The sequence below is a fragment of the Pirellulales bacterium genome, from assembly GCA_036267355.1.
In the GTDB taxonomy this organism is placed as follows: domain Bacteria; phylum Planctomycetota; class Planctomycetia; order Pirellulales; family DATAWG01; genus DATAWG01.
This window is the reverse complement of record DATAWG010000129.1, coordinates 1-24,395: the sequence shown is the minus strand read 5'-3', so window position 1 is coordinate 24,395 and position 24,395 is coordinate 1. Positions and strand designations below refer to the sequence as shown.

The following is a 24,395-nucleotide window of genomic DNA, read 5'->3' as shown; positions in this document are numbered from 1 at the left end:
CGCTGCGGCCTAAGCAACACCGGCTGCTATTTTCGCCGTCGGGCCCGTCCATCAGCCCTAGCCGCCAATGATCCGATTGACCACGGACGCGATCGATCTGGCTGCAGTCTTGACCGAGGTGGCTTCTCCGGCCGCGGGCGCCCTATTGCTCTTCGTGGGCACCACCCGCAACCAGTCGGCGGGCCGTGCGACTGCGTCCCTCGACTACGAATCGTATAATGATATGGCAAGCAAATTGCTGGCAAAGCTCGAGGCCGAGGCTCGCCGGCGATGGGAATTGACCGCTTGCTCGATCGTTCATCGGCTTGGGCATCTTGAGGTCGGTGAGGCGAGTGTGGCGGTCGCGGTAAGTTCGCCACACCGCGATGCTGCTTTCGCCGCGGGAGAATGGCTGATCGACACGTTGAAACAAGTGGTGCCGATTTGGAAGCGCGAAAATTGGGCCGATGGAACGAGCACGTGGGTCCATCCAGGCCTCGTAGGTCAGGCTTTCCAGCCTGACAGAACTTCAGCTCCGCCCGACGACCCTGACTAACATTTCCGCGAAAGAACCTTCTGGCCCCCGCACGCCGGCTGAATCCTATGCCTCTCGTCGATAGCTTTGGCCGGATTCACACAAATCTACGGATCAGCGTTACCGATCGCTGCAATCTCCGCTGCTTCTATTGCATGCCCACCGAGGTCGTGCAGTTCAAGCCACGCGACGAATTGCTCAGCTACGAGGAAATCGAGCGATTCGTGAGGGTCGTGGCCGGGCTGGGAGTGAATAAGATTCGTCTAACGGGCGGCGAACCGCTCGTGCGAGCCAACATTGCCTCGCTCGTCCGCCGCCTGGCTGCCGTGGATGGCATCGTCGATCTCGCGCTCACGACCAATGGCCTGCTGCTGCCCGAACTCGCCGCCGAGCTTCGCGCCGCCGGACTGCACCGGTTGAACATTAGCCTTGATGCTCTCGACGAGGATTCCTTCCGCCGGATCGCCCGGCGCAAGGGGTTGGATCGCGTGCTAGCGGGCGTTGCCGCGGCAAAGGAGGCGGGATTCCGCCGCATCCGGTTGAATGCCGTGTCGATTCGCGGCCTGACCGAGAAGCAGATCATTCCCTTGGCCCGATTCGCCCGGCAGCACGGTCTCGAATTACGCTTCATCGAGTTCATGCCGCTCGACGCCGACGGCGTTTGGCAAAAAGATCAGGTGCTATCGGGCGACCACGTTCGCGCGATTCTCTCCCGCGAGGTCGGCGAGTTGGAACCAATCTTGGCCGAAGATCCAAGCCAGCCCGCCACCGATTTTCAATATCAAGACGGCGCCGGCCGTGTGGGATTCATCAATCCGGTGACGCATTCGTTCTGCGGCAAGTGCAATCGGCTGCGCCTGACCGCCGAAGGCCAAATCCGCAATTGCCTCTTCTCGACAACCGAATGGGATGCGCGAGCGTTGCTGCGCGGCGGCGGCAGCGACGAACAGCTTGCCGAACTGATCGAGTCGGCGATCGGCGCCAAGCGAGCCGGCCACGGCATCGACACGGCCGATTTCGTCAAACCGCAGCGGGCGATGTACCAAATCGGCGGGTAAACGCCGGTCGCGACTTGGCCGCATGCCGGAGATATAATCGGGGCCATGCCGCCGCGACGTTTGTATTTCGATAATGCCGCCACGAGTTGGCCGAAGCCGGAATCGGTTTACCGGGCTGTGGATCGGTTTCAGCGCGAGGTCGGCGCGGCGGCCGGGCGCGGGGCTTACGCGGCAAGCTTGGAAGCGGATCGGATCGTGGCGGCCGCTCGCCGGCATATGGCCCGGCTGCTTGGGTCCGAGAGCTCGCGGCAGATCGTGTTTGCCAATAGCGGGACCGACAGCCTCAATCTGGCCCTGCACGGTTGGCTCCGGCCGGGAGATCATGTCGTCACAACCGCGGCGGAGCATAACTCGGTGCTCCGGCCGCTCGGCGAATTGGCCGTGCGGCGGCAAATCGGCGTGACGCGAGTCGCCTGCGATTCGGCCGGCTTGGTGGATCCCGATGATATTCGGCGAGCGTTGCGTCCGGCGACACGGTTGGTCGCGATCGTGCATGCGTCGAATGTCACCGGAGCGATCCAGCCGGCTGAGGAAATCGGGCAGGTCGTTCGATCGCACGGGGCAGCGTTTTTGATCGATGCCGCTCAAACCATCGGCCATCTGCCGATTTCCGTGAATAGCCTGAACGCCGATTTTCTCGCGGCCCCGGCGCACAAGGGCCTACTCGGCCCGCTCGGCACCGGTCTGCTCTACATCCGCGCGGGCCGGGAGAGCGAATTGCTAAGTTTTCGCCAAGGTGGCACCGGCACACGCAGCCAAGACGACCGCCAGCCCGATTCGCTTCCCGACAAATACGAAGCCGGCAATCTGAACATGCCGGGCCTTGCGGGGCTCGCCGCCGCCGTCGAATTCTTGGAGCAAGAAGGCGTTGCGGCGATCGCAGCCCGAGAAGCAGCGTTAGCCGATCGACTGCAGGCCGGCTTGCAGGAAATTATCGGCGTTACCGTGTATGGCCCAGCAGACTCATCGCGGCGTGTGGGCGTTGCCAGCATCAATATCCGCGGATACGATCCACAAGAAGCGGCTACGTTGCTCGATTGCTCATTCGGGATTCAAGTCCGCGGCGGCCTGCATTGCGCCCCGGCGATGCACGAGCGATTGGGCACCCTGGCCACCGGGGGCACCGTGCGGTTCAGCCTCGGGGCCTTCAATAGCGAATCCGATGTGGATGCGGCAATCGCGGGCGTGGCCACGCTTGCCCGAAACGCGATAGATTAGCGAAAGCGAAAACGACATGAACGATAGTCCCTGGTTCAAAGACGGTTTGCGGTTCAAATGCACCCAATGCGGCAATTGCTGCACCGGCGCGCCGGGATATGTGTGGGTAAACAAGAGCGAGATCGCGGCCCTTGCGGCCCGGTTCGGCCTCGAAATGGATGCATTCGAGGAAAAGTACGTTCGGGATGTGGGCGTGCGCAAAAGTCTCGTCGAGTTTGCCAATGGCGATTGCGTGTTCTTCGACAATCAGACCCGGCGTTGCACGGTGTATGAAGACCGCCCGCGTCAGTGTCGCACTTGGCCGTTTTGGGATTCGAACATCCGCACTCCGCAGGCATGGAAAGAGACCTGTGAGGTGTGCCCCGGCAGCGGCAAGGGAAACCTCGTGCCGTTGGAAAAGGTGCTCGAGCAGGCGGCCGTGTTTCGTCTTTGAGGCTCTTCCCGCCTCCCATTGGCGGCCCACGGAATCCGCGACTCGATCGCGGAATCGGGTATCCTCTGTCAGCCAGCGAACCGTTGGCCATAGACCGATTCTGCCGATTGTTGCGAATTTCCGATCTGGATAAAGTTTTCCGATTGTTCTGGCCGATAATGCTGGGCAGTGGGATTGAAGTCGCCTGTCGGCGACGTGAAGGAACGCCTTGATTTGTTGCCTAAAGACAAGCCTCATCAATAGTTGAGTGTGGCGAGCGGTAAATTCCGCGCGTTCCGCACAATGCAAGTTCTTTGACAATTCAGACTTAGAACCAGGGGTCGCTTCGTCCCGGCCGGCTTTCCATCCGGCAGCCATGGCGTCAGTAATGGCGAACTGCATAAACGAACATACAGCGATTCGCCTTGACACTAGTACTTATGCCACCTACACTTGGAGCATGACTCGGCCATCGAGGCGCGGCTCGTCGCGATCGATTCCGGCCACCCTCTCTCCTGAAGGAGAATTGAAGTCGTGACCAAGAAAGAAATCGTCAAAACGATATCGGAAGAGATCGGGCTCACACAGCTCAAGACGAAGGAAATTGTCCAGAAGACATTTGATGCCATCGTGGAAACGCTGGTGGAAGAGGGTCGGATCGAATTGCGGAACTTCGGCGTCTTCGAGGTAAAACAGCGTGCTGCTCGCAAGGCTCGCAACCCACGGACCGGGGCGAAAGTGAGCGTTCCCGAAAAATTCGTGGTCACGTTCAAGCCGGGCAAGGAAATGGAAGAGCGCGTCCGCGAGTTGGAGCGCCAAGCGGCAGTTCGAAACGCCAGCGACTCAAACGGTTTACCGCTAGCCGCACCGCAAACTCAAGACACCCTGCAACGCCCGGCCCCGGCGCCAGCAAGCACCCCGTCCCCATTCACATCCACGCATCGGCCTGTTGGTTGAGCAAACAGTCGATTGAGCGGCCCGTCGGTTGAGCATTGCTCCCACGGTAAAAGGCTCAAATTATTGGCCATACGATGTAGTTCGCGGCGAAAAATTGCCCTCGGCGCGGATTGCTAAAAACAGTAATGTCGGTGCTCGCGCGTCGGGCCAGCATACTCATCATCGGCCCTCCCGCGACGGTCGTTCGACCAAATCAATTCGCGTCGTAGTTTGGATTCTCGTCGTAAGCGACTTTGCTCCGCCGGCTGCTCGCGATTCTCAAGTTCGAGATCCGCGGTCGTCCGGCAGGCAGAACAGCGTTCTCATCAATAAATTGCGTCGCGTTCGCAGCACGATGCTGCAACAAGCGTTCCACTCCGCGCAGGTCTGCGCGGAGTGTTCGAAGTCTCAGGGAGGAGTTGTTTCGATGCGCAGGCTCCTATTAGCTGCGACCCTCGGGCTCTCGCTGGCCGCAAACAGCGGATGTATTCTGCCGGCATACTCGGCCGACCCGGTGCGGCGGACCGACGAACTGCTGAATACGTCGGAAGACTTGCGCACGATGCTGGACGACTGGGAACGCTTCTGGTTCCTCGATCAGCCTTCGCACATGACACCCTATCGCACGCACGGCGGCATTTTGTAGCAGGACGCGCTTTCGTCTACGGCGCGCGGCCCGCGCGGGGTTTCGCCGTGCGAGAGGTTGACGGAAGCGCCGTTGCCGCGGTCGCGTAGAATCTTACGATATGTCGACCACGCCCCGCGGAGCCCCAATTCCCCGCTACGCTTCCGAGCTTCTCTTCCCGCCCTACTCGTACGTAACAGGGCGGTTCCCGCATCCGATCGCCGACGCGAGCGGCCACAGCTTTGGCCAAACGGCGCCGAAGCCTCAGTGCCCCGAATCCGTGCAATGGCGCAATTCGCAGGCATATTGCTTCGCCGTTGATCTGTTCAATCACGGCTATTACTGGGAGTCGCACGAAGTTTGGGAGTCGCTTTGGCATGCCTGCGGCCGCCGTGGCACAACGGCCGACTTTTTCAAGGCGCTGATCAAGCTTGCCGCCGCAGGGGTAAAGGCCCGCGAAGGCCGCCCCGAAGGCTGGAAACGCCATCTCGGACGAGCCGATGAGCTTTTAGCCCAAACGCATCCGCAACTCGGAGCCGGCACCGCGCGATATTTCGGCCTCCATCTGGCCGAACTGCGCGCCGCGGTGGCCGAAGCCCGAAAGGCCGGCCCGCCCGCTGACGCCGTGGCCGATGCAGCCGTGCAAATCGTGTTTGACTTCCAGTTGCGTCTGGGATGATTCGTTCGGCCAACATAGCAGGCATACTCCGTATGCCGTCGGCCACTTCAAACGCGTGCCACCATGCCGTTCGAGCGCTTCGACCGCGAGCAAGAATGGTCGATGCGGAGGGGTTGAAGGAAAAGAGCTTTGGATCTAGCACTGCCTGCTTGCGAGCGAGAGCGAATCGGCGTCGCCGCCGGCACACGGAGTGTGCCTACTACGTAGCAGGCATACTCCGTATGCCGTCGGCCACTTCAAACGCGTGCCACCATGCCGTTCGGATGTTGCGACCGCGAGCAAGAATGGTCGATGCGGAGGGGTTGAAGACGTTGAGTTTTAGCACTGCCTGCTTGCGGGCGAGAGCGAATCGGCATCGCCGCCGGCACACGGAGTGTGCCTACTACGTAGCAGGCATACTCCGTATGCCGTCGGCCACCTGAAACGCCTCCCACCATGCCGTTCGAGCGCTTCGGCCGCGAGCAAGAATGGTCAATGCGGAGGGGATGAAGACGTTGAGTTTTAGCACTGCCTGCTTGCGAGCGAGAGCGAATCGGCGTCGCCGCCGGCACACGGAGTGTGCCTACTACGTAGCAGGCATACTCCGTATGCCGTCGGCCACTTGAAACGCGTCCCACCATGCCGTTCGAGCGTTTCGACCGCGAGCAAGAATGGTCAATGCGGACGGATTGAAGACGTTGAGTTTTAGCACTGCCTGCTTGCGAGCGACAGCGAATCGGCATCGCCGGCAGCGGTTTCGGAGAAGACGAAGCAACCCCGTGCTTGCCGCATGCTCGCCGGCTAAGTACGTTGGCATGGGCCTTAATCTCACGCGGCACGCTTGCACTCGGAATTCCCGGCGATGGCTCGCATTGGTCCGACAATTTGGCTTGTCGTCGTTTTCGCGCTGTTTCTGGCAAAGATAAACGCCGCGCTTGGCAATCCGCCCGCTGCCGATCAGCCGCGGCGACGGCCGAATGTCGTTTTCATCATCGCCGATCAATGGCGGGCCCAGGCGTTCGGCTTCGCGGGAGATCCGAACGCACGAACGCCGGCACTCGATCAACTCGCGAATGAAAGCGTGAGGCTCACGACGTGCGTGTCCACATGCCCGGTTTGTTCCCCTTGCCGGGCGAGCATCATGACCGGGCGCTATGCGACGACGCACGGAGTGTTCTTGAACGACGTTTGCCTCAGTCGCAACGCGACATCGCTCGCCGAGGCCTTCAGGCTGGCCGGCTATCAAACAGGGTTCATCGGCAAATGGCATCTCGACGGCCATGGTCGAACGAGCTTTATTCCGCCCGAGCGGCGGCAAGGTTTTGAATTCTGGCGGGCCTGCGAGTGCACGCACGACTACAGCCATTCCGCCTATTTCGCCGACACCGATCAGAAACTGTTTTGGCCCGGCTACGATGCCGCCGCCCAGACCGGCACGGCCCAGAACTATATTCAGGCGCATCGGCAGCAGCCGTTTCTGCTGTTTCTTTCCTGGGGACCGCCGCACAATCCGTACAACACCGCGCCGGCGAAATACGCGGTGCATTTTTCCGCCGAGCAAATCCGCTTGCGGGCGAACGTTCCGCCCCAAGCAGCGGCAACGGCCCGACGCGACTTGGCCGGTTACTACGCCCACGGGGCGGCGCTCGATGAATGTGTCGGCCGGATCGTCGCCACGCTCCGCGAGACCGGTCTGGCCGACGACACGATTCTGGTTTTCACCTCCGACCATGGCGACATGTTGGGATCGCACGCGCAGCAGCGGAAGCAGCGCCCGTGGGACGAAGCGGTGCTGGTGCCGTTTCTGGTGCGTTGGCCGCAGGGACTGGGACACGCGGGCCGGACGCTATCGGCCCCCTTCGGCACTCCCGACATCATGCCGACATTGCTGGGCCTCTGCGGGATCAAGATTCCCACAACCGTGGAAGGGGAAGACCGCTCGGCATGGCTGCGCGGCGAATCGGCCGATGAGCATCGCGGCGCGTTGATCGAGTGCGTAACGCCGTTTGGCGAATGGACTCGCAATCAAGGGGGGCGAGAATTTCGCGGCTTGCGAACCGTCGGCAACACCTATGTTCGCACGCTGGATGGCCCCTGGCTGTTGTACGACGATGTTCGCGACCCGTTTCAGGAGCAAAATCTAGTCGGCAATCCGAAATATGCGCCCCTACAAGCCGAACTCGATGCGCAATTGAACGACACGCTCAAGCTTCATAAAGACGCCTTCCGCCCCGGCCGAGAATACATACAAAAGTGGGGCTACAAAACCGACGCGAGCGGCACGGTGCCGTATGGGCCCTAACCCGGATTATTCATGGCGCCACACTAGCCCGACGCGTAAGCGAGGGGGCCGCCGAGGCTTACCCTCGCTAACGTTTCGGGCTGCCATTTCGCAGCGTGTAGCGAATTCCCGGGGCCATGAATAATCCGGGGTTGGGCCGTGAGGCTTTGAGGTCAGGTCCGGTCTTTGGCCGTAGGCCGGCGCTTTCCTCAAAGCCTCACAGTCTCAAGCCTCACAGCCTTTTTCGCCGTCTTGCCGCGATCGAATTCGCCGGTTATGTTTGGCTTCTTCGGCCCATCGGCCTAAAATCCGGCATCGGTCATGGCGGCAGCGCGTTTGGCGGCGTAGCTCAGTTGGTTAGAGCAACGGCTTCATAAGCCGTGTGTCACTGGTTCGAGTCCAGTCGCCGCTATTTTCTTGAGTTGAGACGAGCTACGATCGCGCCGGCGGGCGTGTTCGTTGGATAGCCGGACGGTGATTTTTGCTGTCGCCTCTAGGTGGTGGCATATCATTCGCAGACTCTTTGTCTGTCGGATACAATGCATGCCGGTGGTTCCTTGACCGGACGGATGGGTTGGCGCGCGTCGTTCTTCCTCAATAATCAATCAATTGCGCAACTGTGGGTGCATCATGTCGGTCCTGGACATCCACAATCGATCGCTAAGCGTTTCGGAAGCAAATGAGATGGCGATACAAGAGTCGGAAGGCCGACTTTCGATTGTCGAAGAACGTGGCCAAGTGTTTGCCGTTTACCGGCGATTCGATTCTGCCGACGATGGCGAAATTGTGGACCGAGAGTTGGTCCGCGGCGATAATCCGATTTCCGGCGAATTCGATCGGCGGATTGCCATGTCGCACTTGGCGCTGACGGCGTGGTGCATCTTCGAGATGGCGCGGGCAGCGGGGCCGAGGCCGGAGCGGATGGTTCACGCTCGCGCTCGGCGGTCTTTCGCGACCCAGACCGCCTGACGCTTTCTTTTATTTGAGCCGCGATGAGGGCCGTCGCCGACAATCAACGGCAAAATGCTGTTTCCATCACGCCGCCTGATCGGCCATCCGTCGCCATCCGAAAAGCTGGCCCTGATTTGCTGGACGATCGCACGCGCCATCGAGTATGCTGGTAGGTGCAGTGTGCTGCCGAGCGGATTGCAGAGCGGTTCACTGTCCCGCCGTTTCGCTTCCTGCCCCTTTGCATCTTCGAGTTTGCTTTCCTGCGCATCGATTGCCGACGTCCCGGCACTCCCCCCCAGCCGAGTCCAGCCCGATTTCGCCCAAGGACGAACCGACCGCGCCGTTCCGCCATTCTCGGCGGTGAGCGGAGTGAAGATTCGTCCGCATCCGTGCCAGCCCACCCCGACGGATTCTGCGCGATGGAACTCATCCGAATCGAAAATCTCTTCAAGACCTATCACCTCGGCGAAGTCGATGTGCCGGTGTTGAAGGGAATTTCGCTCACGATCAAAAAGGGAGAAATGGTCGCCCTGATGGGCACCTCGGGATCGGGCAAGTCGACGTTGATGAATATCCTCGGGCTGCTTGACCGGCCCACCTCCGGCGGCTATTGGCTCAACGGCCAGGAAGTCTCGCGGCTGTCGGCCGATCGGCGGGCCACGCTTCGCAATCGCAACATCGGCTTCGTCTTCCAAAGTTTCAACTTGTTGCCGCGCAGCTCGGCCATCGATCAGGTGCGGATGCCGCTGGTCTATGCCGCAAAGCCATGGTCGAACCGCGACGAACGCCGCCGGGCCGTTTCGCTACTCGAGCGCGTCGGCCTCGGCACCCGGCTCGACCATGAGCCATCGCAGCTTTCCGGCGGGCAGCAGCAGCGCGTGGCCATTTCCCGCGCCCTGGTGAACCATCCGCCGATTCTCTTGGCCGACGAGCCGACCGGTAATTTGGATTCCCGCACCAGCGAAGAAATCCTGCAGATGTTTCAGCGGCTGAATAAGGAGGAAGGGATCAGCGTCGTGCTGGTGACGCACGACCTCAACGTCGCCCGGCATGCCGATCGCATTATTTATATTCGCGACGGATTTCTCGACAGCGATGCCTTGGCCCGCCTGATCGAGGATGACGGCCCGCCGCGGAACGGGCGGTTTGCCCCGAATGGCCGAATGCCGCGCAATGGAAACCATTCGGGCAACCGCCCTGCCTACCCGGCGACCGACGATGAGCCTGGCGAAGGCGTGCCCAGCCAAACGGAAAGCGAACTCGACGACTCGGAGGCCGACGTCCTGCTGGCCGGCGCCGCGGCCGGCGCGTCGGCGAGCAGCATCGCCAGGGCCAGCAGCGCGGTGAAAGATCGTGCCGGCGAGCGAATCACGATCGATGACACTGCGCTTCCCGCCCGCCGCGAGTCGCCGGCAAAAGCAATCGCCCACGCGCTTGCGACCGTGGCCCCGCCGGTTGCCATACTGCCGGCGATCGTTCGCAGTCCGGCGGTTCGCCTGTTGCCACGTACGCTCACCACGGCCGCCTCGGCCATCGGCCGAAATAAGTTTCGCTCGGTGCTCACGACGCTCGGCATCGTGATGGGGATCGCCGCCGTGATCGCGATGATGGAGATCGGTCAAGGCTCGGCCACGGCCATTCAACGCACGATCTCGAGCATGGGGGCCAATCGCTTGCTGGTGTTGCCCGGCAGCGTGAACACCGGCGGCGTGCATCAAGGAAGCGGCAGCGTCGTGACACTGACGCCCTCCGATTGCAACGCGATCATGACCGATTGCCCGTCGGTGATCTGTGTGGCGCCGTTCGTGCATGCGCGGACGCAGGTCGTCAACGGCAATCGCAACTGGGTGCCTGGTTATATCGGCGGCACGACGCCGCAATATTTGCAGACGCGCAATTGGACGGAAATGGCGGAAGGGGGCATGTTCAGCGATCGCGACGTTGCCAAAGCGGCGGCCGTTTGCGTCCTGGGAAAAACCGTCGTCAAGAACCTGTTCGGCGACGAATCTCCGGTCGGCAAGGACATCCGAATCCAAGGCGTCGCGTTCCGTGTGCTGGGCGTGTTGAGCCCGAAGGGCGCCAACATGTTCGGTCAGGATCAGGACGACCTCGTGCTGGCTCCCTGGACGACGATCAAATACCGGGTCAGCTCGATCGGAGCGCAGGTGGCCAATCAGTCGGCGATTGCCTCGAGCGCCGCCAGCGGCAGCAACACCGATGCCTCGACCACGATCAGCAACACGGCCAGCGAGGCCTATCCCAATGTCGGGCCGAATCCCAATCTTTATCCGAGCGTTGCGGTCAATGAAGCGGCCGACACGCCGCAGCCGGTGCGTTTTCAAAACGTCGATTCGATCGTGGTGCAGGCCGAATCCGCTGCCGCGATCCCCGAGGCGATCGATCAGATCACCGCATTGCTGCACGATCGGCACCATATCAGCGCCGACGAATCCGACGACTTCAACGTCCGCGATCTGACCGAAATGACCAGCGCCATGGCCCGGCAGTCGCGCTTGATGGGGGCCCTGCTGTTGTCCGTGGCGATGATTTCTCTGATGGTCGGCGGCGTGGGAATCATGAACATCATGCTCGTTTCGGTGACGGAGCGAACTCGCGAGATCGGCTTGCGGATGGCCGTCGGCGCTCGGCCGCGAGACATCCTCCGGCAATTTATCGCCGAGGCCGTGATTCTGTGTCTCTTCGGCGGGATGGTGGGAATTCTGGTCGGGCGCGGGGCATCGATCGTAGTACGCGACGTACTGAATTGGCCGACCGAAATTTCACTGCCGGCGATCGTGGCGGCGGTGGTCGTGTCGGTGACGGTGGGGCTGGTGTTCGGCTACTACCCCGCCTGGAAAGCGTCGCGCCTCGACCCGATCGACGCGCTGCGATACGAGTAAGCCCGCAGTGGCTCGCCGAAAGCGCCACAGGCGACGCTACTCACGCGAAGCCGAGCAGAGGAACGGGAAGAAAAGCTGCCGAAACCGGCGCGAACGATGCCCGTGCAGCCCACGAACGGCGATCATGCCTTCGTCATTCGTGCTCAGGCATTCGTCATTCTCTCCGCGTCCCCGCGACTCCGCGTGAGAAATTCTTCATCGGTTCGGGTCGAGGCGGCCTTACCGGATTCGATGGGCGAGTGTTTCGGCGATGAGCTGCGAAAGCCACTGCATATATGGGGTGCCGCCCGTGCCACGCGGGTCGGCTACCCGCTTGGTGATGTATTCGTTGGCATAGCCGACATGCACCTCGCGGAATGTGGCCATCGCTTCCAAGACGTTGTTAAACGGCTCCTTCTGGGCCAGCGGTCGCAACGGCGGCAACTTCTGCACCTCGGCAATCAGCTCGCGATGCTCTGCCGGCATGAAATCGCGCATCGCTGCCAAATGGTCTGTCAGCATCGACGGCCGATGCGGAATCTTCATCAGCGCCACCAGCGTCGGCATGATGCTGCTCTGGGCGCCCGTTTCGCCGCGGAAATCGAGCGGCCCGGTTTCGACCCCTTCATACACGACGTTTTCGAAAAACCGGATATAGGGCCGAAATGTTTTGTAATACAGGGCCGGGTCCATCTTTTCCGGAATTCGCCGCAGCACGTCGACCTGCCGCCAAACCGCATCGCCGATCGTCCGCAACGACCGGTTCACCGCCGCTGCATCGCCGCCGGGAAGCGCCCGAGCGATACTATCGATCGCCGCCAGAATCGTTGCCGCAATGGCTTCGATCTCGACGTGTACAAGGACGAACCAATGCTCGTCGTAAAGATGCACGAAATTTTGCAGCGTGTCGATATTACCGAGCGCGATCGGTCCGGCCGGATCGAACCGCTTCCAGTTGTAAAGCGCATAGCCGTCGTAGCTCAGGATCGGCGGCCGCGACAGCCGGCGACAAATGTCGCAAAGCGGAACGGCAAGGTTGCGCGGCAAAAGCGTCGCCTGCGGAGCGCCAACCTGATTGATATAGCCGGAGGCCAGAAATCCGAGCCGCACGTAATACAGCCGCAATTGCCGCCGCCGCTCGACGGGATTGGCCGGCTCGGACCACGGCGGAATCACGAGCCGGCGGGCATAATCGCGAAAGCCCGGTTCGTGCAACAAGCTTGGCAAATCGTGGCCGATCTCATCGAGCGCGGCCATCGGGCTACCATACGGAAACGCGGTCAGCGGATCGGCTTCAGGAAGAAAACCCCGTTTGAGAAACGACCGTTGCATGACCTCCGCCCCTCCGCGGGCAAAGTCGCCAGCTCTAGAATTTGAGTGCATTGCGAATGGACCAAAGGAATGGTACACAGCGCCGCAGTAGCGGGCCATCCCAAGTGCCGCCTTGCCGCGGTGGGCGCCATTGCCGGCTTGCCCGGCGGTGCGGCGAATCAAACGAATGAGCCATCGCCGTCGGCCGGAACAATTCCGATCGCCGCGCCGCGAAAAAACCGATTGTGTCCATCCCTTTCAGAGTCAGAAATTCCGACCACTATGGCAACCATCTTGCTCGCCTGGGAACTCGGAGGCGGATTGGGGCACTTGATGAATCTACGCCCGATCGCGATCGAACTGCCCCGCCGCGGTCACCGGGTGTTCGCCGCGCTGCGCGATCTTTCGCAGGCACACAAAATCTTCGGTGGCTCGGGCGTCGCGCTGCTGCAAGCGCCCTTCAAACACGGACGAATGCTTGAAATCCAGCCATGTTGCACGTTCGCGCATATCTTGCACAACGTCGGGTTTTCCAATGTGGATGAACTCAGCACCATGGTCGGAGCTTGGAGGCAAATCTTTGAATTTGTGCGCCCCGACCTGATCGTGTTCGACCACAGCCCTACAGCACTTTTGGCAGCCCGCGGTGTTGCAGTGCGGAAAGCATTGATCGGCACCGGATTTTTCGCGCCTCCGAATGTGGCGCCGCTGCCCAATCTGCGGACCTGGCTTGCCGTCGACCGAGCGCAATTGCAGACCGATGAATCGCAGGTTCTGGCGACGATGAATGCCACGCTCGATCGGCTGGGCCAATCGCCGCTGCAAAACGTCGCCGAATTGTTCGCCGAGGTCGATGAAAATTTCCTGCTCACGTTTCGCGACTTGGATTGCTACGAACGGCCTGCGGAAACGAATTATTTCGGCATGTGGGCCGGCAATATTGGCGCGCCGCCGCAATGGCCTGCGGGCCCGGGCCGAAAGGTTTTTGGATATCTCAAGCCGTTTTCAGAGCTGCCCCGCCTGCTGCAAGAGTTGTGTCGATCGGGCAATCCTACGCTCCTGTATGCGCCGGGAATTGACCCACGCTTGCGAAAGCTACCAGCTCGACGCGAATCTTCCGGACGGCGACGAAGATGAAAAGGCGGCCGTCGATCCCAACGTCGCCGCGGACGATGGCGAACTGCCCGACTATATCGCGTTTGCACAGGGCGGCGTTGGCAACTTTCGATATGGATCGCTGATTTCTACCGAAGGCGATACCGGCTCGATTACGATTCCGGCCGGCTACTCGAGCGTTACCATCGTCATCGAGCCCATCGACAACGTGCCCCTCGGCAACAGCCCCGAGTGGGACAAGATCGTCTCGCTGTCGCTCTTGACCAACGCCGACTATTCGGTCGATGATGCGGCCGTCTCCGCCACGGTCACCATCGTCAATCAAGACGGCGTAAGTGGACTATTGAATCGTAATATCGACACCGAAAACACCGGCCTGCAGGCGCAAACGATCTCCAACGGCTCAGTGTCAGTCAACGTGCAGCAAGGCACTCCCTCGGTCGACCTCACCCTCACGCCCAGTGGCATCGGGCCGGTCTACAACGGCAACACGAATCTGCAGCCGATCATTTCTGTCGACATGCAATTGCCCGCCGGGCCGGTTCCAACTGCCCTCAGCGCACAGCTTGATTTCGGCGGCGATATCGCCCCCGCAGTCACCTACGACACGGCCGATCTGTCCGACTACGAGCCGGGCGAAACCCTGCACTTCGTGTTGGAAGGCAGCACCTCGATCGCCACGGAGCTCGCCAGCGGCCATTACGACTACACCGTCGTTTTTACCGCCACAATCGATGACGAGCAACTGACGCGCACCGTGATCGGCGGCACCGAAATCGTCAACCTGACGGACAACAGCGTCGGCACATCCGAATAGGGCGACGGCTGGTCGATCGACGGCTTGGATAGCCTCGTGCCAAGCGACGGGCTGTCGTCGCAGCCGTATTCGCCGTCGGCTCCGACACTGTTCGACGAAGGGCTACCGACCGAAAGCGGATTCGCGCTGATCCGCGGCGACAACACCTCAACCTGGTATGCGGCCACGCCGAATCTCTATGGATCCGAAAACTATCCCAACTTCCAAATCGTCGGCCCCACCGGTTCCAATTTTTCCACGACCGGCAGTTGGCAATCGACGACCGACGCCGGCTACTACTATCCGGGCCTTGGCTATGATTTCCCGATCGATAACTATCCCGATTTCGGCGGCTCGGAATATACATTCGCCGGCGGCTCGGACCTTTACGCCGATGCCGACGACAATTCCACCGCGGCTTGGCAGATTTCCGATCTCGAGCCGCAGCAGATGGTGCAGGTGTTCGTTGCCTGGGATGCCGATGGCGATCGCACCGACGATGCTCAGTAGACCGTCAGCGGCGCGCCCCAAGTCGGCAGCCCGTCCGGCAGCGATTCGACCACCATCGGCGTCGATCAACAGTTCGAGCCGACCACTTTGATCGACGGCCAATATTGGCGCAGCCTCGGCTTCTACGCCGTCGGCGCCGGCGGCAGCTTGAGTGTTTCTCTGCAAAACGGCAACAGCTCCGGCGATCTCGACGCCGGATCGGTGATGGTTGTCAACGCTTGGACGATCAGCAACACTAGCGACCCCGATAACCCGATCGGCACTTCAGCCGGCACTTTCAGCACGCTTGAGCAAGGCCCGCTGCAAACAGTAATGGGCGTTTACTCGACTGCGACCGGCGATTTCAATCTCGCCGCCACCGACGGCATGTATTACGACTTCAACTTCAAGGGCCAACTTGTTTTGAGCGTCGATGCCGACGGCAATCAGACCAAATTCGCCTACAACAACACCGGCGACCTCACCACCATCACCACCCAGGGCGGATTCACGACCACGTTCAACTACAGCGGCGGCTTTTTGAGCTCGATTCAGGATCCCTATGGCCGCACCACGACGTTTCAGTATCAATCGGGCGCCGGCGAAATCACGTCGATCACCGAGCCCTATTCCTCCGGAGCAGGTAGCACTCCCATTACCCGCTTCGGCTACAACTCGAGCGGTTTGCTCGACCAGGTGACCGACGCCGACGGCGATGTGACCACGCTCCAATACGATCCGGCCAACGATCGCATCGATAAAGTCGTCAATCCGGATTCCAACTATTGGACGCTTACGCCCTTCCTCGTCGACGGCTTGGCCCCGTCCGCGGGCGATGCGCCGATCCTGCTGGCGGCCGACGGCCAGATCGGCAACCTGGCCGATAGTTCGATCCCCGAGGCCCAGGCCACCTACGTCGATCCGAACCATGCCACGTGGAATTACCAGACCGACCTCTTCGGTCTGGAAACGGCCGAGGCCAATCCGAATAGCGTCGTCTGGCAATGGCAACGCGACGGCAACGGCTTGGTCAGTGAATCCATCGCGCCGCCGAATTGGGGCGGCGCGACGCCGATCGATGAACAAGAAACGACCTCTTACTACTACGACTCTCGCGGCAATCTGACAAGCCAAGTCAATCCCGACGGTTCCAGCGAAACATGGACCTACGGCGTCGACGATCAGCCGACCAGCGATACCGTGGCGCGAGAGGGGCTGTATGGGCCGGTGGTCGAATCCAGCTTCACCTACGTGCTTGTTGTCTTTGGCGACACGCTCTCCTCGACCGATGGCGACGGAGACAAGACGCTGTTCAGCTACACCGCCCTTCCCGCTCCCGGCAGCATCATTGCTCTGCCCGGCGGCCTGCTGCTGCTGACGACCACCGATCCCGATGGCGACGAGACGGAAAACGTCTACTACACCAGCGGCGCGGGCAACGGCCTGGTTCAGACGACCACCGTGGCCTATGGCACGTCGCTGGCCATGACCACGACCTACACCTACGACTCCAACGGCAACCCTCTCACCACGGTCACGCCCGTCGGCACCACCAGCTACGTCTACGACAATCTCAACCTGCTGGCCTCGGAAACCGATCCGCCGCCCACCCCGGGCGCCGCAGCCCCGAAAACCGTCTACATCTACGATCCGCTCGGCGATCAGCTCTCGGTGACCGACCCCTCGGGCAACAAAACCTCCGAAACCTTCAGCTCCTTGGGCGAAGTGGCCACCGCCACCAACGCCGACAACCAGACCACCACCTACACCTACGACGCTGACGGAAATCTCAAGACCACCAAAGACCCGAAGGGGAACATCACCACCGATTTTTACAACTCGCTCGATCAACTGACCAAAGTGACCGACCCCACGATCGCCTACGGGACGCCGGCCATCACCTACACCTACGACGCCTGGGGCGATCTGGCCTCGATGGACGTGATGGACGGCAGTTCCAATGAGATCACGTACTACGACGACAACGCGATGGGCGAGCAGACGGAAGTCGTCGAGCCCCCGACCACGGACGGCGTCGGGCACGCCAGCGCCAGCGAAACGATCGAAACTTCCTACAACGCCCTCGGCCAGGCCGTGAGCGTGTTCGGCTTCAACTCGGCCACCGGCGCCACGGTGGAAAATCTTCAATACACCTACGATTCGGCCGATCGGCTGTTCGATTCGGTCAACGTCGTCAGCGGTGATGGCGATTTGGAATCGTATGATGGCGATGGCAACGTTGTTTCGTCCGACGACAGCGCCGACGGCACCACGAGGTACGCCTACAACGCTCTCGGCGAAGAAAGTTCTGAAACCGATCCGGGCGAAGCCCAGACCAACTTCACCTACAACGCCCTCGGCGAAATCCTCAGCGAGAGCCAAGCCAACGCAACTGGCGGCACCGACACCACCAGCTTCACCTACGACGCCGACGGCAATGTGCTCACCGTCAAAGACGCTCTCGGCAACACCACCACCTACACCTACGACGCCGATGGCAATGGAACCAGCGTCAAAGACCCTCTCGGCAACACCACTACTTACACCTACGACGACGACGGCAACAACATCAGCTCGACCGATCCGCTCGGCAACACCACCACCTACGCCTACGACAGCAATGATCGGCTGCTCAGCCAGACCGATCCGATGGGCAACACCACGACCTACACCTACGACGCCGACGGCAACGACACCAGCGTCACCACGCCGCTCGGCCAGACCACGTCGTATGCCTACGACGGCAGCCAGGAAACCAGTGAAACCGATCCCGACGGCAACACGACCAGCTACCAGTACTACGCCGACGGCCGTCTGAAAAGCCAGAGCGAAACCGTCGCGCTGAGCGCCACGAAGGTCAACGGCGTCGAGCAGATCGCCACCGGCACCGCCAAGACTTCTTACACCTACTACGGGGATGGCAGCCTCGAGTCCGTGACCGATCCCGACGGCAATGTGATCGACTACCAATACAACGATGATGGCCAAGAGTCGAGCGAAACGTGGTACACGGCCTCGGGCTGGCTGAGCGGCACCCCGTCGAACACCGTCAACTACACCTACACGTCCGACGGCGACGTCCACACGGCCTCCGATAACTACTCCGACTACACCTACACCTACGACGCCCTCGACCGCCTCGCGACCACGAGCAACGCCGGAACCCCTGGCGGAGTCCCCACGGTCGTATTGACCAACGCCTACGACCACGACGGCAACCGCACCTCGCTCTCCTCGACCATCGCCGGCCACGCCGACTTCATCAACACCTACACCTACGACGCCGACGACCGCGAAACCTTCGTCACGCAACAGGGCGCCAGCGGATCCGGTGGCGACGCGGTCGCCTACAAGCAGGGCTATTTCAACTACAACGCCGGACGGCCAGCTAGGCAGTTTCTCCGACTATGGCGGCCCATCTTGGGGAGATTTTTCGCTATATGGCTACTACAGCTATAACGCCGATGGCGGCATGATCGGCCTCAACGAGACGGGCTACAACGGCTACAACGGCGGCTACTCGCCGCTGGAGAACTTCACCTTCGGCTACGACGACGATCAACGCATCGACACCGTCAGCAACAGCGTCCAATCCAGCGACAACGTCGCGTACTCCTACGATGCCGACAGCCAACTGGGCTCCGTCAGTGCCTACGGCGGATACGGCGGCTATGGCGGCTATGGCGGATACGGTGGTCCGACGACCGACCAGGTCGGCTACACCAACTACGACGCTAACGGCAATCCCGACACTTCAAGCAGCGACGTTATCGGCGCCGGCAATCGCCTCCTCTCCGACGGCACGTACAACTACACCTACGATCTGGCGGCAACATGCTTAGCCAGACGAACATCCAAACCGGCGTGGCGACCTACTTCGGCTACGACGCCGACAATCGGCTCGTCTCGGTCGTCATGGACAACTCCAGCGGCCAAAAGACAACCGAGGTCGATCTGACGTACGACATGTACGGCGACCTGATCGGCCGCACCGTCAAATCCTACAGCGGCGGCACACTGACGAGCACCACCGCCAGCGAGTCGGTATACGATCTCGCCACCGGCCAACTCGATCTGACGTTCAACGGCAGCGGAAGCTTGACCAACCGCTATCTCTATGGGCCGGTCGTCGATCAAGTGCTGGCCCAAGAAGATGTGAGTTCGGTTTCAACGCCGGGAACGACATTGTGGCTGGCCAGCGACAACCAGGGAAGCATCGACGATGTATGGGAATACGGCGTCGGCTTGGTGGACCAAATCAGCTACAGCGATTTCGGCGCGATCACATCGCAAACCAATTCGTCGTACGCCCCGACCTTCGGCTACGACGGCAGCTACACCGACCCATTGACCGGCCTGCAATGGCACAACGATCCCACCAGCGGCACCACCGGCCGCTGGTATTCGACAAGCGCCCAGCGCTGGATGCAACCCGACCCCACCGGCCTCGCCCCCGACTCGAACCCCAACCGCTACGTCGGCAACGACCCGATGAACGAGACCGATCCGAGCGGGCTAGCAGCCGCGCCGATCTCCCAGGCGGGCAACGCGGCGCAAATCGCAACCTACGCCGACGATCTTGGAATCGCTCGCCAGCGCGTAAGCGAGGCCTATCAAAACGCGATGTATTACAGCCAAAATGATTGGTTTGACAACGCACGGCAGCGCGAGGCGGCCAATCAAGCCCTTGCCGTAGGGAATCAAATGTACGGCCAAATCGAGGCGCTCCGTCAGTACCTTTTGACCGACCCTTCCACTGCGGCCGCGGTTCTCCCGCAACGGTTTGGCGACAGTTGGCAGTCGATCTTGCAGAGTTCGGGCGGCTTCAACGCCGCTCTGACCAGAAATGGGCATAATATACTTATCGACGACTATCAACGGTCTGGCACTGTCCAGCAATGTTGGAATCCGCTTGAAACAGTGTTCATAATGGTGGCTGCGCCCGCTATAATAGCCGCGTCCGCGGCTTCCGCGGCAGCTACGGCGGCGAGCACGCCGGCGACCGAGGCCGCAACGATCGCGGCCCCGACCGTTATTGACGCCGGTGCCGATGTCGCGGCGAACGGCGGACTCATGTCGCTGGAGGGCGTGACGAGCCAGGCCTATTTTGGGGCAGGGCTCAGCGACGGCGGCGAAGCTGTCGGCGGCAACGGATTTAATTTCGCCGCGGACACTGGCGCTGGCGAGCAAGCCGGCTTAGGCGCGGGTGTCCGTTCTGCGAACCCCACCCCTGCCGCTCCTTCGGCGACGGATCTGCTGCAATTAAATAAGCAACTCGCGAGTGCCGAGCAGATTGGACAAGGTGGTACGGCGATGGCAGGTGCCGGAACCAACACGCCGATTCGGGTTGCTAATGAGTTGGCGGCGCAGTATGGCGGCCAGGCCGCTGATTACGCCAAGATGGGAAGCTCATCCTATACAGCGTCGGACGGGGTACAATTTGAGACACACTGGTACCAGAATGTTCAGACAGGCGAGCAATTCGAGTTTAAGACGAAGATAACGGCGGGGGCACCATGACTACGGAAACGAATCAAATGATCGGCGAAGTCGCCCTTGCGATGGTTGAGCACCGCATCGACCTCGTCGCTGGGGCGCGCAGGATCGTCGAATTGCGGCACTCGTCAATTGGCCTTCCAGACGAGTTATTCTTGCCGATCATCGGCTTTGAATCTGAGACCGAAGATTGGGTTGCCGCAGAACAGAGGACGAAGTTCGCGAAGGCCTATTTGGATCGAATCGATGCCCAGATTACAGAGTATTGCAACCAGGCATCGCCAAGTTTAGTTGACGCCTGCGCGCGGCTTTTGGACGCAGTGCGCGATCAGCAAAAAGACCGTTAAGAATCCGCCGCATCCTCCCGCTTCCACACGTCGGGCAGGAACTGGGCGAGATCGGCCGGCGAGGGCTCTGGGCCCAGCAGCGGGAGCTTGGCCAGGACGCTGGTCAGGTAACGCTGCGGGTCAAGGCTGTGCCGCTCGGCGCTGGCAAGGAGGGTCCACAGGCGGGCGTGGTTGGCGGCCGCGGCGTCGTGCCCGGCGAAGAGCCAGTTCTTGCGGCCGATGGCCACCCGCTTCAAGGCCCGCTCGGCCGCGTTGTTGTCGATGCTGAGGAAGTCCTGCGTGACGTAGACGTTCAGAGCCGTCCACTGGTTCTTGGCGTAACGGATCGCCTCGCCCATTGGGCTGCGCGGGAGGACGACTTCGCCCTCGGCGTCGAGCCACGTCTTGATTCGCTCAAGTTGCGGGACGCTCCGCTCGCGGCGCACTGCGAGAATCGCCGCTTCATCGACCGACTGCTCTTTCAGCTCGCGCTCGACCGCGTATAGCTCGCGGATGAGCGCGAGCATCTGCGCCGCCCGCCGGCCGTCGCTGTCCTGCGCGTCGTAGAACTTGCGGCGCGCGTGCGCCCAGCAAGCGACTTCGGTCACTGCGCCGCCCGAGAAGATGCCGTCGTAGCCGCCGTAAGCGTCGGCTTGCAGGTAGCCGGCGAATCCCCGCAGCCAACTCGCCGGGCCGTCGCGCTTGCGGTTGGGCGTGTAGTCGTAGGCCGTGTAGGGGTTCGCTTCGTCGCCGAGGTAGCACCAGATGCGCCCCTTGCGGCATTGGCCGCCCGACTGCTTGCCAGGTCGGGCGCCAGCCAACACGGCCCCGGGCGATTGAATCGGCACGGTCGTGTCGTCGGTGTGCACCACGCGCGATCGCTTGATCCGGGCAATCATCAGCGCGACGAGCGGCTTCACCAACTCGCCCGCCGCGGCCATCCAGGCGCACATCGTGCTGCGGGAGACCTCGACTCGCTGCCGCCGGAAGATGTTTTCCAAGCGGTACAGCGGCAAATGGTCGCCCAGCTTGCTCGTCACCACGTAGGCCAACAGGCCTGGGCCGGGCAGTCCTTTGTCGATCGGTTGCGGCGGCTTCGCGGCCGTGGCGATGTGCGGGTTGTAGCCGTCGTGCTCGCACTTCCCACAGGCGTACTTGTGCCGCACGTGCTTGAGCACTTTAAAATTGGCCGGGAAGTATTCGAGTTGCTCGGCCACCTCGGCGCCGATCCGATGGCGCTCGTTGCCGCAGGCGGGGCAAGGCTTCTCTTCCGGCGCCAGGTCGTGCTCGATCCCGATCCGCTCCAAGCACTCGGGCAACGCTTGCCGGCCGTGCTTGTGGCGGTTCTTCGTCCGCCGCGTGACGAGCGGCTCGCCGGCCTCTTGCGCGATCGCCGCCTCGTCCAGCGGAAGTTGCTCGATCACGTGCCCAAACAAGAGCAGTTGCCGCGGATCGAACGTCTCGCACCGCGGCCCATAGTAACGCCGCAACAGCGCCAGGACCACGGCCTTGTGCTCCGCTTCGAGGCGCTCGCGCAAGGCTTCAAGTTGCTGCTGCGCTTCCGCCCAAATGCGCTCGCGCTGCGTCGCGAGTTGTTCTGCCGCTTCTTTCTTTGCGCGTTCGATGAGTTGCTCGCGCTCGGCAAGACGTTGCTCGCGCTCGGCGATGATTGTGTCGCGGGCGGCGCACTGCTGAAGAAGCAGCGTCTTCAAAGCGCCCGGGTCATCGGGCAAAGCGGCCAGATCGTCGATGGCAAGAAGCGCGTCCGTGCTCATGCCTGATTAGAACACGCCAACGCGCGAAAGGTTCCGCGCGCGGAAAAACTTTTTTGAGTTCTCGCACGTGCGTGCTAACCCGCCCGCCGCGCGACGATCTCCAGCCCGCTGAGCAGCCGCAGCAATTCCCCGCGGTCGACGGCGACCGCGCTCTCCTTGCTTGACGGAAAGCAGAACGCCCCGCGTTCCAGCCGCTTGTAATAAATGGCCAGGCCGTCGCGGTCCCACCACAGAATCTTCACTCGATGTCCCGCCTTGTTGCGGAACACGAACAAATTGCCGGAGAGCGGATCCTGACCCAGGAACGCGCGCACGACTTCCGCCAGCCCATCGAAGCTCTTTCGCATATCGACCGCCGCCGTGGCGATCCAAATCTGCGCGGCGCCGTGTTGTTGTTGCGGACCGATCATGACGCGGCCTCCGTCGCCTCCAGCGCGCGAATGATCTCGGCCACGCGGCGAGCGACTCACCGAACCGTAGCACGCGACCGCCCGCCAGCTCCAGCATGATGCCCGCCGCCGATGGAGCCGGTGGCTCGTCAGCCATCACAACCGGCAGAAACGGCGCTATGAGCGACGAGCAGGCGTCCGCCAAGGCGGCGGGGCTCGTCAGCCATCACAACCGGCAGAAACGGCGCTAGGGCAGGCCCGCCCGACGGGCTCCGAACCGTGGCCCGGTCGCCTTTCGCTGTTGCCCGGCGCGCCGCCGGCCGGCTTGTCGCCGGATTCTCGCTTGACGGCGCCGCGTCGCGCTCGGCAATCGTCCGCCGCCAAGCGTAGAACAGCGGCTCGCCCAGCTTCTCGCGTCGGCAAAATTCCCGGACCGAAAGCCCGCTGCCGCCGAACTGCGCCAGCGCCTCCCGCCAGAACCGCTCGCGCCCCGGATCACGCTGCCCACGTCGCCCGTGTGCTTGTGCCATCGCTCGTCTCCCATGAAGAAGTGGAGTTGAACCCGATGGCTGAATCTTGACCGACCGACCGCGTCAACCGAAGATGGGGTTCATCGAACGGACACGGCGCGGCGGATTGGCAGGCTGGAGCCGCCGGTGCTCAAAGTCCTATTTCGATTGCTAAGCAGCTTGGTCAGGCGGGGGAGGATGCTGTCGGGATCGCCGGACGCAAGACCGGAATACCGATTCCCGGAGGTAATCAAATCCGATTCCCCGATGCACTTTCGGACACGGCCCTAACGGAAGTGAAAAACGTTAAGTCACTCAGTTACATCCAACAGCTTCGCGACTATGCGTCCTATTGCCAGCAAACCAACTTGCGATTCGACCTTTGGGTCCGACCTACCACTCAGCTTTCGGGACCGCTGCGAGATGCAATCACTGAAGGAACTATTACCCTAAGGAACATTCCTGGCGCACGATGATGTCCAATAAGAGAAAACCAGTCACGGCCGCGGAGCTAATCCTGAATCAAGCGAGTTTTCCGAGGTTTTGTGGGCTGGTGTCCGACGGGGATAGCGGCGCAGCACCACCAGGCAAGCGCTCGATGGCGTCGCGGTGGCGATTTCGGGTTGGCTGTTGCAATGAAGTTGGTTTGCTTTCTT

General features: G+C 61.5%; 22 protein-coding genes and 1 tRNA gene. 19 read left to right on the top strand and 4 right to left on the bottom strand.

Annotation, left to right across the window (positions count from 1 at the left end):
- Positions 1-67 precede the first annotated feature (67 nt).
- From VHX65_20140 to VHX65_20090, 11 genes are all read left to right on the top strand, one after another.
- Positions 68-535, top strand: a complete 468-nt coding sequence (locus VHX65_20140; GenBank protein ID HEX4000868.1) for a molybdenum cofactor biosynthesis protein MoaE — start codon at positions 68-70, stop codon at positions 533-535.
- A 47-nt stretch (positions 536-582) separates the two neighbouring features.
- Positions 583-1,572: a GTP 3',8-cyclase MoaA gene (moaA, locus tag VHX65_20135; GenBank protein HEX4000867.1), complete on the top strand. Its 990-nt coding sequence runs from the start codon at positions 583-585 to the stop codon at positions 1,570-1,572.
- Between the two features lie 45 nt (positions 1,573-1,617).
- Positions 1,618-2,790: an aminotransferase class V-fold PLP-dependent enzyme gene (locus VHX65_20130; GenBank protein HEX4000866.1), complete on the top strand. Its 1,173-nt coding sequence runs from the start codon at positions 1,618-1,620 to the stop codon at positions 2,788-2,790.
- Between the two features lie 16 nt (positions 2,791-2,806).
- Positions 2,807-3,223, top strand: a complete 417-nt coding sequence (locus VHX65_20125) for a YkgJ family cysteine cluster protein (GenBank protein HEX4000865.1) — start codon at positions 2,807-2,809, stop codon at positions 3,221-3,223.
- 513 nt (positions 3,224-3,736) lie between these two features.
- Entirely contained in the window at positions 3,737-4,159 is a 423-nt protein-coding gene (locus VHX65_20120; GenBank protein HEX4000864.1) for an HU family DNA-binding protein, read from the top strand.
- Positions 4,160-4,565: 406 nt separating this feature from the next.
- Entirely contained in the window at positions 4,566-4,784 is a 219-nt protein-coding gene (locus VHX65_20115) for a hypothetical protein (protein ID HEX4000863.1), read from the top strand.
- 259 nt (positions 4,785-5,043) lie between these two features.
- Complete coding sequence (locus VHX65_20110; protein HEX4000862.1) at positions 5,044-5,442, top strand: DUF309 domain-containing protein; 399 nt, start codon at positions 5,044-5,046, stop codon at positions 5,440-5,442.
- A gap of 841 nt (positions 5,443-6,283) precedes the next feature.
- Positions 6,284-7,723 carry a sulfatase-like hydrolase/transferase gene (locus VHX65_20105; GenBank protein HEX4000861.1) on the top strand — a complete coding sequence of 480 codons (1,440 nt, stop codon included), beginning with the start codon at positions 6,284-6,286 and terminating at the stop codon, positions 7,721-7,723.
- 317 nt (positions 7,724-8,040) lie between these two features.
- A tRNA-Met gene (locus VHX65_20100) sits at positions 8,041-8,114 on the top strand.
- A gap of 218 nt (positions 8,115-8,332) precedes the next feature.
- On the top strand, positions 8,333-8,671 hold the full coding sequence (locus tag VHX65_20095; GenBank protein HEX4000860.1) for a hypothetical protein: 339 nt from the start codon (positions 8,333-8,335) through the stop codon (positions 8,669-8,671).
- Positions 8,672-9,072: 401 nt separating this feature from the next.
- The gene (locus VHX65_20090; GenBank protein HEX4000859.1) at positions 9,073-11,553 is read left to right on the top strand and encodes an ABC transporter permease; all 2,481 of its coding nucleotides are present in this window, start codon (positions 9,073-9,075) and stop codon (positions 11,551-11,553) included.
- A gap of 219 nt (positions 11,554-11,772) precedes the next feature.
- Here the strand turns inward: VHX65_20090 and VHX65_20085 are convergent, their stop codons facing one another.
- Positions 11,773-12,864 carry a hypothetical protein gene (locus VHX65_20085; GenBank protein HEX4000858.1) on the bottom strand — a complete coding sequence of 364 codons (1,092 nt, stop codon included), beginning with the start codon at positions 12,862-12,864 and terminating at the stop codon, positions 11,773-11,775.
- Between the two features lie 261 nt (positions 12,865-13,125).
- Here VHX65_20085 and VHX65_20080 point away from each other — a divergent pair, with 261 nt between their 5' ends.
- The 7 genes from VHX65_20080 (at position 13,126) to VHX65_20050 (ending at position 21,087) form a co-directional block, all read left to right on the top strand.
- The gene (locus VHX65_20080; GenBank protein ID HEX4000857.1) at positions 13,126-13,980 is read left to right on the top strand and encodes a hypothetical protein; all 855 of its coding nucleotides are present in this window, start codon (positions 13,126-13,128) and stop codon (positions 13,978-13,980) included.
- Positions 13,919-14,776, top strand: coding sequence for a hypothetical protein (locus tag VHX65_20075; protein HEX4000856.1), 858 nt, complete (start codon positions 13,919-13,921; stop codon positions 14,774-14,776). The genes VHX65_20080 and VHX65_20075 overlap by 62 nt, the downstream gene beginning before the upstream one ends.
- 24 nt (positions 14,777-14,800) lie before the next feature.
- Positions 14,801-15,265: a hypothetical protein gene (locus VHX65_20070; protein HEX4000855.1), complete on the top strand. Its 465-nt coding sequence runs from the start codon at positions 14,801-14,803 to the stop codon at positions 15,263-15,265.
- Positions 15,266-15,352: 87 nt separating this feature from the next.
- Positions 15,353-18,703 (top strand): hypothetical protein, encoded by a 3,351-nt coding sequence (locus VHX65_20065; GenBank protein HEX4000854.1) that lies wholly within the window; start codon positions 15,353-15,355, stop codon positions 18,701-18,703.
- A 13-nt stretch (positions 18,704-18,716) separates the two neighbouring features.
- Positions 18,717-19,202, top strand: a complete 486-nt coding sequence (locus tag VHX65_20060; protein ID HEX4000853.1) for a hypothetical protein — start codon at positions 18,717-18,719, stop codon at positions 19,200-19,202.
- Complete coding sequence (locus VHX65_20055) at positions 19,160-20,764, top strand: RHS repeat-associated core domain-containing protein (protein ID HEX4000852.1); 1,605 nt, start codon at positions 19,160-19,162, stop codon at positions 20,762-20,764. Before VHX65_20060 ends, VHX65_20055 begins: the two co-directional genes overlap by 43 nt.
- Positions 20,761-21,087, top strand: a complete 327-nt coding sequence (locus VHX65_20050) for a hypothetical protein (GenBank protein ID HEX4000851.1) — start codon at positions 20,761-20,763, stop codon at positions 21,085-21,087. The genes VHX65_20055 and VHX65_20050 overlap by 4 nt, the downstream gene beginning before the upstream one ends.
- Here the strand turns inward: VHX65_20050 and VHX65_20045 are convergent.
- Complete coding sequence (locus VHX65_20045) at positions 21,084-22,373, bottom strand: IS66 family transposase (GenBank protein HEX4000850.1); 1,290 nt, start codon at positions 22,371-22,373, stop codon at positions 21,084-21,086. The genes VHX65_20050 and VHX65_20045 overlap by 4 nt on opposite strands.
- Here VHX65_20045 and VHX65_20040 point away from each other — a divergent pair.
- The gene (locus tag VHX65_20040) at positions 22,299-22,847 is read left to right on the top strand and encodes a hypothetical protein (GenBank protein ID HEX4000849.1); all 549 of its coding nucleotides are present in this window, start codon (positions 22,299-22,301) and stop codon (positions 22,845-22,847) included. The two genes, VHX65_20045 and VHX65_20040, sit on opposite strands and share 75 nt — an antisense overlap.
- A gap of 68 nt (positions 22,848-22,915) precedes the next feature.
- Here the strand turns inward: VHX65_20040 and tnpB are convergent, their stop codons facing one another.
- A complete protein-coding gene (gene tnpB / locus VHX65_20035) occupies positions 22,916-23,251 on the bottom strand; it encodes an IS66 family insertion sequence element accessory protein TnpB (GenBank protein ID HEX4000848.1) in 336 nt (111 codons plus the stop codon).
- 128 nt (positions 23,252-23,379) lie between these two features.
- Entirely contained in the window at positions 23,380-23,760 is a 381-nt protein-coding gene (locus VHX65_20030; protein ID HEX4000847.1) for a hypothetical protein, read from the bottom strand.
- Between the last annotated feature and the right edge of the window lie 635 nt (positions 23,761-24,395).